Genomic DNA, 13,879 nt, shown 5'->3' on the forward strand with positions numbered 1-13,879 from the left:
GCCGCGACCGGCCGGACCGGCCGCCCCGTACGACAGTGAGGTACCCCGTGGACCTGAAGACCGCCGGCGCGCTGCGCAGGCTGCGCCTGATCTCCGCCCCCGAGGCGGTCTCCTTCCTGCTGCTGCTCGTGTGCTCGGTGCTCAAGCGCACCACGGACTTCAACGCGGTGCCGGTCATGGGCATGGTGCACGGCGTCCTCTTCGTCCTCTACGTCGCCTTCTGGGCGTTGGCGTGGCGCCGGGCCCGCTGGGGCTGGAAGCGCGCGGGCTGGCTGCTCCTGCTGTCCGTGCTGCCCACCGGCGGCTTCTTCGCCGAGCGCACGCTGGCCCGCGAGTCGGAGGCCGTCGTGGACGCGGTGGTGGCCGCGCGCGGGCGCTCCGAGGCGGTGGGCGCGTGATCGTCGCCTTCTCCGTCACCCCGCTGGGCGTCGGCGAGGAGGTCGGGGAGTACGTGGCCGACGCCGTGCGGGTGGTGCGCGAGTCCGGGCTGCCGAACCGGACGGACGCGATGTTCACCTCGATCGAGGGTGAATGGGACGAGGTCATGGACGTCGTGCGCCGTGCGGTCGCCGCGGTCGAGGCGCGGGCGCCGCGGGTCTCGCTCGTCCTCAAGGCCGATCTGCGGCCCGGGGTGACCGGGGGCCTCGACGCGAAGGTGGCCACCGTCGAGCGGTATCTGGCCGACTGACGGCCGGATCCGGACATCTTCCCGTAGCCCCGTGGTCACCTCCGCGACACGTGCGCGGGCCGCGCCGCGGCCCGGCGTCGCCGGCGGTTCCGCTCCCCCGGCAGGTCAGAGCAGCCCTCCGGTGGCCAGCGCGATGCCGAGCGGAGTGCGCTCGTAGAGCACCTGGTGGCCGTAGCGGCGCGAGGTCAGCAGTCCCGCGTCGCGCAGCACCGCCAGGTGCGCGGACACCGACGACATGGCCATCACGTGCCGGTGGGCCAGCGCGGTGGTGGTGCTGGGGGCGTCCAGACCGCTGAGTATCGCCGCGCGGTTGGCCCCCAGCAGCCGCACCAGGGTGTCGGACGCGGTCGGCCCGCCGGGCGCCCACAGGCCGCCGATGCCGCGCGCGGGGTAGACGACGACCGGCTGCCAGGGCGGGTCGAAGGCGCTGCCCGCCTCGGGCCAGAAGAAGACGCTGGGCACGAGCAGCAGGCCGCGTCCGGCGGGCTCGGGCAGCGGGCCCGCCGTGCCCGGGGTCGTCAGGGCGCCGTCCGACCAGTGCAGTTTGGGGTGCAGCCCGGTGAACAGCCGCTGCATGCCCCCGTCCGCGAGCCGCCGGGCGTGGTAGGCGACATCGGCCTCCAGCACCGCCCGCAGCCGCGGCCAGTGCGGGGCCAGCAGTGCCGCCCACACGTGTTCGTAGAGCCCCGCGAGCTGCTGCACGGTGCCCGCCGGGTCGTTGAGCATCGCGCGGCCCCTGCGGGTGTCCGCCGCGCCGGGTGTCTGGGCGAGGGCGGCGGCGATCTGCCGCCGGGCGACGGCCGGCGGGGTGGCCCGCACCCGGTCCAGCTCCTCGTCGAGCGAGGCGAGCGGCAGCTCCGGGACGGGCTGGAGGAAGTCCGGCCCGTACCCCTGCTCGGGCGCCAGCAGCCACAGCGGGGCGAGGTCGAGCCCGGCCGCCGCGGCCCGCACCTGGCGCAGCCACGGCAGGTGGTGGCCGTGGCGGTCGGGGCGCGACAGCGTGCGCACCGCGCCCTGCGTCTCACGCAGCGGGGATATCGCGAAACGGCACTTGAGCAGGTCCTCAGCCGCAAATCGCATGCGAAGCGACATCATGACCCCCAAGATTCGGCTGTGCGCGAAAGACTACACGTGGGGTCCCTGTGGCTCCAGGGTGATGGCATGACAACGGACAGCGAGCACCCGCCACGCGGGGTCGACCCCGCTTCGCCGGCCGGAGAAGATCGCGCGCAAGCCCGCGCGGAGAGCGTGGAGAACCCGCAGGACACCGCCAACACCCCCGGCGGCGAGAAGGAGAACACCGGGCGGACCGAGGCCGCCGTCGGATACGGAGCGGTCTTCCAGGTAGCCGAATTCCGCCCGATCTTCGCCGCGCACGTGCTGTCCATGCTCGGCGGGGTGCTCGCCGAGGTCGCGCTCGCCGTCCTGGTCTACGCCGAGACCGGCTCGGCGGTGCTGTCCGCCCTCGTCTTCGCCCTGACCTACCTGCCCTACGCGCTCAGCGGGCTGCTGCTGTCCGGCATCGCCGACCGCTACCCCGCGCGCCGGGTCCTCGTCACCTGCGACGTGCTGTCCTGCGCCTGCGTCGCCGCCACCGCGATACCCGGCACACCCGTCGCCGTGCTCTTCGCGCTGCGGGTGGTCATGTCCCTCATCGCCCCGCTGTTCACCGGCACCCGGGCCGCGAGCCTCGCCGACATCCTCCAGGGCGAGCGCTACGTGCTCGGCCGGTCGCTCGTGCGGATCGTCGCCCAGGGCTCGCAGATCCTCGGCTTCGGCATCGGCGGCCTCCTGCTGGTGTGGCTCAGCCCGCGCTCGGCACTGCTGCTGACCGCCGCGACCTTCGCCGGCTCCGCGCTGCTGCTGCGGCTGGGCACCCGCGACCGCCCCGCCCGCGTCACCAACAGCGGGCGGCTGCTGCGCGAGTCGCTGTACTCCGCCGGGCGCCTGATGGCCGACCCGCGGATCCGGGCGCTGCTGCTGATGTGGTGGATACCGCCGATGTTCTTCATCGTCGCGGAGGGCCTGGCGGCGCCCTTCGCCGAGGACGTGGGCGCCGGCTCCGTCGGCTACGGCCTCTTCCTCGCCGCGATGCCCGCCGGCACCGCGCTCAGCGAGGTCGTGGCCGGCACGATGCTGTCGCCCGCGGCCCGCGACCGCATCGTCCTGCCGCTCGCCGGCGTCTCCCTCGTACCGCTGGTCTTCTTCGCGTTCGACCCGTCGCTGCCGCTGGCGCTCGTGCTGCTGCTGCTCACCGGCCTCAGCGCGGCCTACGCGCTCGGCATGGACAAGTGGTTCGTCACCGACGTGCCCGACCACACGCGCGGCCAGGCCATGACGCTGCTCGGCGCGGGCCTGATGACCCTCCAGGGCATCGGCATCACCGTCGGCGGCGCCCTCGCCGAATGGGCGCCCCCCTACGCCGTGATCGCCGGCTCGGGCGCGGGCGGCACGGTGTGCGTGCTGCTCGTCCTGCGCGCGGTGCGGCGCACCCGCGGGGCACCGGTGATGCTGCCCGCGTGACGCGCGTCGCCCGCCGCGGACCTGCGCCTTCGCCGGGCCCGCGGCCGCGGGTCAGCGGCGGGTGAGATAGGCGTGCATCGCGCGGTGCAGGGCCTTGTTGACGGCTCCCTGGAGCGGCAGCTCCCACTCCCCCACCGTCTCGACGGCCTCGCCGCCCGTGCCCAGCTTCCACCGCAGCAGGCCGTGGGCGCGGGAGGAGGGGTCCAGGTCGTCCGGGACCCCGCGCATGTCGTAGACCGCGGCGCCCGCGGCCAGCGCGTCGCACAGCATCCGCCACTGCAGCGCGTTGCTCGGCCGCACCTCGCGGCGGTGGTCGGCGGAGGCGCCCGTCTGGTACCAGACGCGCACGCCGTCCGGTGAGGTCAGCAGGGTGTGCGCGGCCAGCAGCTCGCCCTCGTGGCGGGCGGTGTAGAGCCGCATACGGCCCGGCTGCTCGGCGTTCAGCTCGGTGTACTGCCGCTGGTAGTAGTCCAGGCCGCGGCCGAGGTCGAAGCCGTCGCGGCGCTCGGTGACGCGCAGCAGCTCGTGGAAGGCCGGCAGCGTCCCCGGGCCCTCCACGGCGGTGCGCACCCCGCTCCTGCCGGCCTTCTTGACGTTGCGGCGCCACTCCTGGTTGAGCCCCGTCCACAGGTCGTCCAGGCAGCGCCCGGCGAGCGGCACCTCGAAGACCAGCCGCGGCTGCGCGTCGCCGCCCTGGCCGTCCTCCCCGCAGCGCCGCCAGCCCGCCTCGCGCAGCCGGTCGGCGACGGCGGCGCCCAGCGGCTCGACGAGGTCCGGCAGGACGTCCCCCACCCGCCGTCCGGGCCCTGCCGCGTCCTTCAGCGTCCGCGCCGACCACCGGCGGTAGGCCAGCGGCGGCCCCATCCGTACGGCGAAGGCGCCCGCCTCCCGCAGGTGGTCCGCGAGCGGCTCCAGCCACCGGTCCAGCTGCGGATCGGCCCAGTCCACGCACGGGCCCTCCGGCAGGTAGGCGAACAGCCGCCGAAGGCCCGGCAGTTGCCGGTAGAGCACCAGCGCGGTACCGAGCAGCCGCCCGGCCCCGTCGAACCAGCCCAGGCTCTCCGCCCGCCACCCCGCCTTGACCCGCGCCCAGGCCGGCGTCTGGAGGAAGCTCGCGGTGTGCCCGCCCGGCCGCCGCAGGAAGGCCGCGTGCAGATCCGCGCCGATCGGCTCCAGCCGGACTCCGGTCCCTTCCCCCGCGGGGGCCATCGGCAACTGCTGGTGGGTGGTCATCGTCACGACGCGGTCCTCCCCGTCCGGCGGCCCGGGAACGGTCCGCTCACGACTTCCCACGCGTGCCCCAGGGGGTTTGTGACAGAGAGATTCCCGACATCCCGCGCCTCTGTCCCGCGCCGCGCCCCGGCCCCCACACTGACGTCGGCCCCCGCACCCACGCGGGGCCACTGCGTGCGGCCGGTGGCCCCACCGGACCGGGCCGCCACCGCGTGCCGGTGATGTGGCGCACCTTTCGTCGTGGCCTGTCGCGCAGCTCCCCGCGCCCCCCGAAACGCTGACCCTGCGAGCAGAGGGCGAGCCACCGGGGGCGCGGGGAACCGCGCGGCCGGCCCCCACCGGCGGCAAGGTCGCGGGCACGGCCGCAAGCGGCAGCCCGGAGCGGAGAGGAGCACAAGGAACTGCGCGCGGGCCGGAGACGTCACTACGGGCGGCACTCATCAGCAGGGGGCCGGGCGGCGCACCGCCCGGCAGGCAGCCACCGCCCGGCGCCCCGGGCGGTCCGGGACCGTACCCCGCGTCCCGCGCGCGGGCACGGAGAACAGGGGGAGGGGTTGGCGCCAGCGGCAACCCGCCTCCGCACGCGGCACGCCAAACCCTCGCTCGCCCGCAGCGGCAGGGCGATGATGGCCGGCTCGCTGGTCTCCCGGGCCACCGGGTTCCTGCGGCTCGCGGTCATCACCGCGGCCGTCGGCACCGCGGCGGCGGGCGACGCCTTCAGCGTCGCCAACACCGTCCCGAACATCGTGTACGCCCTGGTGATCGGCGGCGCCCTCCAGTCCGTCTTCATCCCGGAGCTGGTGCGCGCGGCGAAGGAGCACGCCGACGGCGGGCAGGCGTACACCGACCGGCTGCTGACGCTCTGCGCGGTCGGCCTGGTCGCCGTGACCGCGCTGGCGGTGCTCGCGGCGCCGCTGCTGGTGTCCGCGTACGCGCCGGACTTCGACGGCCCGCAGCGCGATCTGACGGTGACGCTCGCCCGCTACTGCCTGCCGCAGATCCTCTGCTACGGGGTCTTCACGCTGCTGGGCCAGGTGCTGGGCGCCCGCGGCCGCTTCGCGGCGATGATGTGGACGCCGGTGCTCAACAACCTCGTCGTCATCGCGGTGTTCGGCCTCTACCTGGGCACCGCGCGCGGCGGCGTCGACGACCGGGACGCGCTGGTGCTGGGCCTGGGCAGCACCGCGGGCATCGCCGTGCAGGCGATGGGTCTGCTGCCGTCGCTGCGGGCGTCGGGCTTCCGCTGGCACCCCCGGTTCGACTGGCGCGGCGCCGGCCTGACGCAGCCGATGCGGGCGGCGGTGTGGACGCTGCTGCTGGTGCTGGTCAACCAGGGCGCGTACTGGGTGGTGACCCGGCTGTCGACCTCCGCGGGCGGGCACGCGCTGGCCTCGGGGCACGGCGCGGGCGTGGGCTACGCCGCGTACAGCAACGCGTACAGCCTGTGGGTCGTACCGCAGGGCATCGTGACGGTGTCGCTGGTGACCGCGCTGCTGCCGCGGATGAGCCGGGCCGCCGCGGACGGCGACCACGCGGCGATCGGCGCGGACCTGACGCGCGGCCTCAACGCGTCCGGCGCCGCCGTCGTCCCGGCGGCGCTCGCCTTCGTGACGCTCGCCCCGCAGATCACCGGTGTGGTCTTCCAGCACGGCGCGACGACGGACGCGGACGCGGCGGCGATCGGCTGGATGCTCACCGCCTTCGCGCTCGGCCTGCCCGCGTTCGCCGGCCAGTACCTGCTGGCCCGCGGCTTCTACGCGCTCGGCGACACACGGACCCCGTTCTTCCTCAACGTCCTCATCGCCGCGGTCAACGCCTCGCTGGCGGCGGCCTCGTACGCGCTGCTGCCGGCCCGCTGGGCGGTCACGGGCATGGCGGCGGGCTACGCGGTGGCGTGCACGGCGGGGCTGCTGGCGACGTCCACGCTGCTGCGCCGCCGGCTGGGCTGGCGCCCGGGGGTGCTGGGCCACCACCTGCGGCTGCTGGGCGCCTTCCTGCCGGGCGCGTACCTGTCGCTGTGGGCCGCGCACGTGTGCACCGTCCGGCTGGGTACGGGCCTGGCGGGCGACACGGCGGGCCTGCTGCTCGGCGCTGCGGCGCTGCTGGCACCCGCGCTGGTGCTGGCCCGGCCGCTGGGGCTGGCGCTGCTGCCGCGCAGGTCGTGAACCCCCTTACTCACAAAGGCGAATACTACAATCGTTGAGTAAGCTGAGCGGGTCGTCCGGGCCCCGGGGCCGGAACGGCCGGGGACGAGCGGGAGGGAGCCCGATGGCACTGCGGCACGCCGTGCTCGCGGCACTGCTCGACAACGAGTTCAGCGGCTACCAGCTGGCGAAGGCCTTCGCCGTCGGCGTCGCCAACTTCTGGCACGCGCTGCCCCAGCAGCTCTACTCCGAGCTGTCCAAACTGGAGAAGGAGGGGCTGGTCGCGGGCCGCGAGGTCGTGCAGACCAGCCGCCCCAACAAGCGGGTCTTCACCGTCACCGCCGAGGGCCTCGCGGAGCTGGAGCGCTTCGTCGCCGCCGACTCCCGGCCCACCTTCATCCGCGACGACCTGCTGGTGATGGTGCAGACGGCGGACCACGTCGACACCGCCCGCGTCATCGCGCAGCTCGACGAGCGCGCCGAATCCGCCCTCGCCCGCATCGGCGGCTACGAGGACCTCCTCGCCCTGATCCGCGGCGACACCCCCGAGGCCGACTTCCTCCGCGACTCCCCCAAGGTCGGCCCCTACCTCACCTGCCGCCGCGGCCTGGCCCTGGAACGCGAGACCCGCACCTGGTGCCTGGAGTCGGCCGCGGTCCTGCGCGCCCGCCTCGGCACCGCGTAGCGCGCGGGCCGGCTACTCGCCCGTCAGGCCCTCGATCAGCGTGTCCGCCGCCGTGTACGGGTCGAGGGTGCCCTCGGTGACGTGCCGGGCGAGGGCCGGCAGGTCGTGGGAGGAGCCGGGGGCGGTGATGCGGGCGCGCAGGGCGGTGAGGGCGATGGTCTCGATCTCGCGGGCGGCGCGGGTGGCGCGCCGGGTGGCCAGGACGCCGCGCTCCTCCATCCACGCGCGGTGCTTGTCGAGGGCCTCGACGACCTCGTCGACACCCTCGCCGCGGGCCGCGACGGTCTTCACGATGGGGGGCCGCCAGTCGCCGGGGGCGCGGGACTCGCCGAGGCCGAGCATGTGGTTGAGCTCGCGGGCGGTGGCGTCGGCGCCGTCGCGGTCGGCCTTGTTGACGACGTAGACGTCGCCGATCTCCAGGATGCCGGCCTTGGCGGCCTGGATGCCGTCGCCCATGCCGGGGGCGAGCAGCACCACGGAGGTGTCGGCCTGCGCGGCGATCTCGACCTCGGACTGCCCGACGCCGACCGTCTCGACGAGGATCACGTCGCAGCCGGCGGCGTCCAGCACGCGGATCGCCTGCGGCGCCGCCCAGGCCAGGCCGCCGAGGTGGCCGCGGGTGGCCATCGAGCGGATGTAGACGCCCGGGTCGGAGGCGTGCTCCGACATCCGCACGCGGTCGCCGAGCAGCGCGCCGCCGGAGAACGGCGAGGACGGGTCGACGGCGAGCACCCCGACCCGGCGGCCCGCCTTGCGGTAGGCGGTCACCAGGGCCGAGGTGGTCGTGGACTTGCCGACGCCGGGCGAGCCGGTCAGGCCCACCACGTAGGCCCCGCCGGTGAGCGGCGCGAGCGCGGCCATCACCTCACGCAGCTGCGGGGAAGCCCCTTCCACCAGCGAGATCAGCCGTGCGACGGCCCGCGGCCGCCCGGCCCGGGCCTGCTCGACCAGCTCCCCGACATCCACCATCGCGGCCGTCCTCCGTCACGTCAGTTCGCGGGCACGTGCAGGATCAGGGCGTCGCCCTGGCCGCCGCCCCCGCACAGGGCAGCGGCGCCGGTGCCGCCGCCGCGGCGGCCGAGCTCCAGTGCCAGGTGCAGCACGATACGGGCACCCGACATGCCGATGGGGTGGCCGAGCGCGATGGCGCCGCCGTTCACGTTCACCTTTTCAGGTGTCACGCCGAGGTCCTTCATGGACTGTACGGCGACGGCCGCGAAGGCCTCGTTGATCTCGATGAGGTCGAGGTCGCCGACCGTCAGCCCCTCCTTGCGCAGGGCGTGCGCGATGGCGTTCGAGGGCTGGGAGTGGAGCGAGTTGTCGGGGCCGGCGACATTGCCGTGGGCGCCGATCTCGGCGATCCACGGCAGGCCCAGCTCCTCGGCCCTGGCGCGGCTCATGACGACGACCGCCGCCGCGCCGTCCGAGATCTGCGAGGCGGTGCCCGCGGTGATCGTGCCGTCGGCGGCGAAGGACGGGCGCAGCCGGGACAGCGACTCGGCGGTGGTCTCCGGGCGGATGCCCTCGTCCTTGCTGAAGACGACCGGCTCGCCCTTGCGCTGCGGGATCTCGACGGGGGTGATCTCGGCGTCGAACAGGCCGTTCTTCTGGGCGGCGGCGGCCCGCTGGTGGGACAGCGCACCGAAGGCGTCCTGGTCGGCGCGGGCGATGCCGAGCCGGGCGTTGTGCTTCTCGGTGGACTCGCCCATCGCGATGTGCTCGAAGGCGTCGGTGAGGCCGTCGTGGGCCATCGCGTCCAGCATCTCGATCGCGCCGTACTTGAAGCCGGCGCGGGAGCCGGGCAGCAAGTGCGGGGCGTTGGTCATGGACTCCTGGCCGCCGGCCACCACGATGTCGAACTCGCCGGCCCTGATCAGCTGGTCGGCGAGCGCGATCGCGTCCAGCCCGGACAGGCACACCTTGTTGACGCTGAGCGCGGGCACCGACATGGGGATGCCGGCCTTGACCGCGGCCTGCCGGGCGGGGATCTGGCCGGCGCCGGCCTGGAGCACCTGCCCCATGATCACGTACTGCACCTGGTCGCCGCGGATCCCGGCCCGCTCGAGCGCGGCCCTGATCGCGACACCGCCGAGCTCGGCGCCGGAGAAGCCGCGCAGGCTGCCGAGGAGCCGGCCCATGGGCGTACGGGCACCTGCGACGATCACCGAGCGCGTACTGCTGGGGGGAGGAGTCATGGTGCGGGTCCCTTCGACAGAAGAGAAGTTAACGAGGGTTAGCATCAATGTACTGAGCGGTAGCCCGCGCGTCACCCGGCAGAACGTGTGACAGCGCGCACGTTGTGTAATCGCGGGCCGTACGGTGCACTGGTTCCATGCTGACTCGTATCGACCACATCGGGATCGCCTGCTCCGACCTCGACGCGACCGTCGAGTTCTACCGCGCCACCTACGGCTTCGAGGTCTTCCACACCGAGGTCAACGAAGAGCAGGGCGTGCGCGAGGCCATGCTCAGGATCAACGGGACGTCCGACGGCGGCGCCTCCTACCTCCAGCTGCTGGAGCCGATCCGGGAGGACAGTGCGGTCGGCAAGTGGCTGGCCAAGAACGGCGAGGGCGTCCACCACATCGCCTTCGGCACCGCGGACGTGGACAAGGACGCCGCGGACATCAGGGACAAGGGCGTGCGGGTCCTCTACGACGAGCCGCGGCGCGGTTCCATGGACTCCAGGATCACCTTCCTGCACCCGAAGGACTGCCACGGCGTCCTCACCGAGCTGGTGACCGCCGCGGGCGGCCACTCCCCCGCCGCCGGTGACGCGACCTCCGGCGACCACTGACCTGTCGAGGACCACTGACCTTATCCCCGTGCTGCCCGGTAGAGTGGCCGGGCCGACCGGGGTGGGGTCTGGGTACGCTCCCGCTCCGCGCCGTTGATCTGACACCATTCTTTGTGGACCCTGTTTTCACCCGGGGTCGCGGAGAAGCTCACCCGGTTGGCGGGTGAGAACGCCAGGAGACCGATGGGACCGCGGAGTGCGGGGCAACGACAGCTACCGGGCTGACGACCACCTCTCTCAGCTCGAGGCCGAGATGGAGCGGCTTCGGACCGAGCGGGGCAAGGCGGTCGATCACGCCGACGACCTCGGCTACCAGGTCGAGGTGCTGCGTGCCAAGCTGCACGAGGCCCGCCGGATGCTGGCCTCCCGCCCCGCCTACGACAACATCGGCCACCAGGCCGACCAGCTGCTGCGCAACGCCCAGATCCAGGCCGACCAGCTGCGCGCGGACGCCGAGCGCGAGCTGCGCGAGGCCCGCGCGCAGACGCAGCGCCTGCTCCAGGAGCAGGCCGAGCACCAGGCCCGCTTCGAGGCGGAGTGGCACGCCGAGGCCATCGCCCGGCGCCGCCAGCTCGACGAGGAGCTCGCCGAGCGGCGGGCCAACGTCGAGGGCCACGTCAACGAGAACGTCGCGTGGGCCGAGCAGCTGCGCGCCCGCAGCGAGGCACAGGCCCGCCGGCTGCTGGACGAGACCCGCGCGGAGTCCGAGGCGGCGCTCGCCGCCGCCCGTGCCGAGGCCACCCGGGTCGCCGAGCAGACCAGGGACCGGCTCACCGCCGACGCCCAGGCCGCCCGCGCCGAGGCCGAGCAGGTGCTGCGGCGGGCCCGCGCGGACGCCGAGCGGCTGCTGACCGCCGCGTCCTCGCAGGCCCAGGAGGCCACCACCGAGGCCGAGCAGCTGCGCGCCAGCAGCCGCAGCGAGTCCGACGAGGCCCGGCAGCGCGCGACCGAGCTGTCCCGGCTCGCCGAGGAGCGGCTGCGGGAGGCCGACGAGCGGCTGCGCGCGGCGACCGCGGAGGCGGAGAAGCTGCGCGAGGAGGCCGCCGCGGGCGCCGCCAAGCGGCTGGCGGCCGCCGAAGCCGAGATGGAGCAGCGCACCCGGACGGCCAAGGCCGAGATCGCCCGCATGGTGAGCGAGGCGACCAAGGAGGCCGAGGCCGCCAAGGCGGAGGCCGAGCAGACCGTCGCCGACGCGCGCGCGGAGGCCGAGCGGATCCGTACCGAGGCGCAGGAGACCGCCCGGGCGGCGGCCGCCGAGGACGCGGCCGCGCAGCTCGCACAGGCGGCGCGCTCGGCCGAGGAGATCCTGACCAAGGCGTCGGAGGACGCCCGGTCCACGACCAAGGGCGCGGGCGAGGAGGCCGAGCGCATCCGCAAGGAGGCGCAGGCCGAGGCGGACCGGGTCCGCGGCGAGGCGGAGTCGGCGGCGCAGGAGCTGCGCGGCGCCGCCCAGGACGACACCAAGGAGTACCGCGCCCGCACCGTCGAGCTCCAGGAGGAGGCCCGGCGGCTGCGCGGCGAGGCCGAGCAGCTGCGCGCCGAGGCGGTCGCCGAGGGCGAGCGGATCCGCGGCGAGGCCCGCCGGGAGGCCGTCGGGCAGATCGAGGAGGCCGCGAGCAGGGCCGAGGAGCTGCTGGCCAAGGCCAAGGCAGACGGCGACGAGCAGCGGCAGAAGGCGGCCGGCGAGGCCGAGCGGATGCGCGCGGAGTCCCTGGAGCGGGCCTCGGCGCTGAACATCAAGGCCGAGGAGGCGCTGCGCACCGCGCGCGCCGAGGCCGACGAGCTGCGGGCCGAGGCCGAGCGGCAGGGCGCGGCGGTCCGGGAGGCCGCCGAGCAGGCCGCCGCCGAGCAGCGGGCCGAGGGCGAGAGCCTCGTGGCCCGGATGCGCGAGGAGGCCGAGGCCGATCTCGTCCGGCTGCGCGCGGAGGCCGAGGCCCGGGTCGCGGAGGCCGAGCAGCGCCTGCGGGAGGCCAGCGCCGAGGCGGACCGGCTGCGTGCGGAGGCCGCCGAGGAGGCCGAGCGGCTCCGCCAGGAGACCGGCGAGCGGGTCCGTACCCTCCTTGAGCAGGCCGAGGCCGAGGCCGTACGCGTGCGGGACGAGGCGGCGGCCGACGCGGCGCAGACCCGGGCCGAGGGCGAGAACGTCGCCCTGCGGGTGCAGGCGGACGCGGCGGCGGAGGCCGAGCGGGCCCGCAGCGAGGCGCAGGAGACCGCCGACCGGCTGCGCGCCGAGGCGGCCGCGGCGGCCGAGCGGCTGGCCACGGAGGCCGCCGAGGCCCTGGCCGGGGCGCAGGAGGAGGCGGCCCGGCGGCGCCGGGCGGCCGAGGAGCACCTGTCGACCGCGCGAGCCGAGGCCGAGCAGGAGCGGGCGCGGGCCCGCGAGGAGAGCGAGGAGCTGCTCGCGGCGGCCCGCAAGCGCGTCGAGGACGCGGCGGCGGAGGCCGACCGGCTGGTGGCGGAGGCCGAGCAGCGGGCCGTCGAGCTGGTCACCGCGGCCGAGCAGACCGCGCAGCAGGTACGGGACTCGGTCGCGAACCTGCACCAGGAGGCCGAGCAGGAGATCGCCGGGCTGCGCTCGGCGGCGGAGCACGCGGCCGAGCGGCTGCGCACCGAGGCGCAGGGCGAGGCGGACCGGCTGCACGCCGACGCCAACTCCGAGCGCGAGCGCGCCGGGGAGGACGCGGCCCGGATGCGCCGGGAGGCGCAGGAGGAGTCGGAGGCGGCCAGGTCGCTCGCCGACCGTACGGTCTCGGAGGCGATCGAGGAGGCCGACCGGCTGCGCGCCGAGGCCCGCGAGGACGCGAACCGGATGCGTACCGACGCCGCCACGCAGGCCGACACGCTGGTCGGCAAGGCGCGCGAGGAGGCCGAGCGGCTGGGTGCGAAGGCCCGCGCGGGTCTGGCGGAGGCCGAGCAGACCGCGGAGGAGTCGCGGGCCGCCTCGCAGCGCCTCCTGGACGAGGCCCGGGAGGCGGCGAACAAGCGCCGCAGCGAGGCCGCGGAGCAGGCGGACACCCTGGTCGGCAAGGCGCAGGCGGAGGCCCGGCGGCTCGCGGAGGCCGCGGAGGAGCAGGCGGACACGCTGGTCGCGGCGGCCCGCGCGGAGGCGGAGCGGCTCGTCAACGAGGCGACCGCGGAGGGCAACGGCCTGGTGGAGCGGGCCCGCACGGACGCGGACACGCTGCTCGGCGAGGCCCGCCGGGACGCCACGACGATCCGCGAGCGCACCGACGAGCTGCGGCAGCGGGTGGAGTCCGAGGTGGAGGCGCTGCACGACCGCTCCCGCAAGGAGGCGGCCGAGGCGATGCGGGTGGTCGGCGAGCGGGTCGACAAGCTGGTGGCGGCCGCGACCGAGCAGCTGCGCGAGGCCGAGCAGAAGGCCGCCGAGATCAAGTCGACCGCGACGTCCGAGGCCAGCAAGGTCCGTATCGCCGCGGTGAAGAAGGTCGAGGGCCTGCTGAAGGAGGCCGAGCAGAAGAAGGCCGAGGCCGAGCGCGAGTCCGAACGCGTGAAGCGGGAGGCGCGCGCCGAGGCCGAGCAGATCGTGGAGCAGGGCCGCCGCGAGCTGGAGACGCTGTCGCGCCGCCGCGAGGACATCAACGCGGAGATCGGCCGGGTGCAGGACGTCCTCGCCGCTCTGGAGCAGTTCGAGTCCCCGGGTGGCGCGGCCAAATCACCGAAGAGTACGGTCTCGGCTGGAGCCTCCACCGGTACCAGCAGGTCAGGTGGCAAGCGCAGCGACGATCAGCCACTCGATTGAGCGCACATTCTCCATGCCGAATGCGCAATGGCTCGGTGACACGCCGCAA

11 protein-coding genes are annotated in these 13,879 nt (G+C 75.0%); 7 read left to right on the top strand and 4 right to left on the bottom strand.

The features are described from left to right. Positions 1-47 precede the first annotated feature (47 nt). Both ACH4SE_RS16250 and ACH4SE_RS16255 read left to right on the top strand, forming a co-directional pair. Complete coding sequence (locus ACH4SE_RS16250; protein ID WP_398544024.1) at positions 48-398, top strand: DUF3817 domain-containing protein; 351 nt, start codon at positions 48-50, stop codon at positions 396-398. Further along, complete coding sequence (locus ACH4SE_RS16255; protein WP_398544025.1) at positions 395-688, top strand: MTH1187 family thiamine-binding protein; 294 nt, start codon at positions 395-397, stop codon at positions 686-688. Before ACH4SE_RS16250 ends, ACH4SE_RS16255 begins: the two co-directional genes overlap by 4 nt. Positions 689-793: 105 nt before the next feature. On the opposite strand, the gene ACH4SE_RS16260 is transcribed toward ACH4SE_RS16255, so the two are convergent. After that, positions 794-1,780, bottom strand: a complete 987-nt coding sequence (locus ACH4SE_RS16260; RefSeq protein ID WP_398544106.1) for a DUF5937 family protein — start codon at positions 1,778-1,780, stop codon at positions 794-796. Between the two features lie 69 nt (positions 1,781-1,849). Here ACH4SE_RS16260 and ACH4SE_RS16265 point away from each other — a divergent pair, with 69 nt between their 5' ends. Next, the gene (locus ACH4SE_RS16265; protein WP_398544026.1) at positions 1,850-3,211 is read left to right on the top strand and encodes an MFS transporter; all 1,362 of its coding nucleotides are present in this window, start codon (positions 1,850-1,852) and stop codon (positions 3,209-3,211) included. Between the two features lie 51 nt (positions 3,212-3,262). Here the strand turns inward: ACH4SE_RS16265 and ACH4SE_RS16270 are convergent, their stop codons facing one another. Further along, positions 3,263-4,444 carry a lipid II:glycine glycyltransferase FemX gene (locus ACH4SE_RS16270; RefSeq protein ID WP_398544107.1) on the bottom strand — a complete coding sequence of 394 codons (1,182 nt, stop codon included), beginning with the start codon at positions 4,442-4,444 and terminating at the stop codon, positions 3,263-3,265. A gap of 623 nt (positions 4,445-5,067) precedes the next feature. On the opposite strand from ACH4SE_RS16270, the gene murJ reads away from it, so the two are divergent. Then, positions 5,068-6,609 (top strand): murein biosynthesis integral membrane protein MurJ, encoded by a 1,542-nt coding sequence (gene murJ / locus ACH4SE_RS16275; protein ID WP_398544108.1) that lies wholly within the window; start codon positions 5,068-5,070, stop codon positions 6,607-6,609. A 103-nt stretch (positions 6,610-6,712) separates the two neighbouring features. Beyond that, positions 6,713-7,273: a PadR family transcriptional regulator gene (locus tag ACH4SE_RS16280; protein WP_398544027.1), complete on the top strand. Its 561-nt coding sequence runs from the start codon at positions 6,713-6,715 to the stop codon at positions 7,271-7,273. A 12-nt stretch (positions 7,274-7,285) separates the two neighbouring features. Here the strand turns inward: ACH4SE_RS16280 and meaB are convergent, their stop codons facing one another. Both meaB and ACH4SE_RS16290 read right to left on the bottom strand, forming a co-directional pair. Further along, positions 7,286-8,242, bottom strand: coding sequence for a methylmalonyl Co-A mutase-associated GTPase MeaB (meaB, locus tag ACH4SE_RS16285; RefSeq protein WP_398544028.1), 957 nt, complete (start codon positions 8,240-8,242; stop codon positions 7,286-7,288). A 20-nt stretch (positions 8,243-8,262) separates the two neighbouring features. Continuing rightward, on the bottom strand, positions 8,263-9,438 hold the full coding sequence (locus ACH4SE_RS16290; RefSeq protein WP_398544109.1) for an acetyl-CoA C-acetyltransferase: 1,176 nt from the start codon (positions 9,436-9,438) through the stop codon (positions 8,263-8,265). A 167-nt stretch (positions 9,439-9,605) separates the two neighbouring features. Between ACH4SE_RS16290 and mce the strand changes: the two genes are divergently transcribed. After that, positions 9,606-10,070, top strand: a complete 465-nt coding sequence (gene mce, locus ACH4SE_RS16295; protein ID WP_398544029.1) for a methylmalonyl-CoA epimerase — start codon at positions 9,606-9,608, stop codon at positions 10,068-10,070. 196 nt (positions 10,071-10,266) lie between these two features. Further along, the gene (gene scy / locus ACH4SE_RS16300; RefSeq protein WP_398544030.1) at positions 10,267-13,830 is read left to right on the top strand and encodes a polarized growth protein Scy; all 3,564 of its coding nucleotides are present in this window, start codon (positions 10,267-10,269) and stop codon (positions 13,828-13,830) included. The last annotated feature ends 49 nt before the right edge of the window (positions 13,831-13,879 follow it).

Origin of the sequence: Streptomyces sp. NPDC020983 (assembly GCF_044333485.1) — a bacterium.
In the GTDB taxonomy this organism is placed as follows: domain Bacteria; phylum Actinomycetota; class Actinomycetes; order Streptomycetales; family Streptomycetaceae; genus Actinacidiphila.

Coding starts and splice junctions, on each gene's coding strand:
- ACH4SE_RS16260 (WP_398544106.1), bottom strand. CDS start 1,780: ATGTCGCTTCGCATGCGATTTGCGGCTGAGGACCTGCTCAAGTGCCGT.
- ACH4SE_RS16265 (WP_398544026.1), top strand. CDS start 1,850: ATGACAACGGACAGCGAGCACCCGCCACGCGGGGTCGACCCCGCTTCG.
- ACH4SE_RS16270 (WP_398544107.1), bottom strand. CDS start 4,444: ATGACCACCCACCAGCAGTTGCCGATGGCCCCCGCGGGGGAAGGGACC.
- murJ (WP_398544108.1), top strand. CDS start 5,068: ATGATGGCCGGCTCGCTGGTCTCCCGGGCCACCGGGTTCCTGCGGCTC.
- ACH4SE_RS16280 (WP_398544027.1), top strand. CDS start 6,713: ATGGCACTGCGGCACGCCGTGCTCGCGGCACTGCTCGACAACGAGTTC.
- meaB (WP_398544028.1), bottom strand. CDS start 8,242: ATGGTGGATGTCGGGGAGCTGGTCGAGCAGGCCCGGGCCGGGCGGCCG.
- mce (WP_398544029.1), top strand. CDS start 9,606: ATGCTGACTCGTATCGACCACATCGGGATCGCCTGCTCCGACCTCGAC.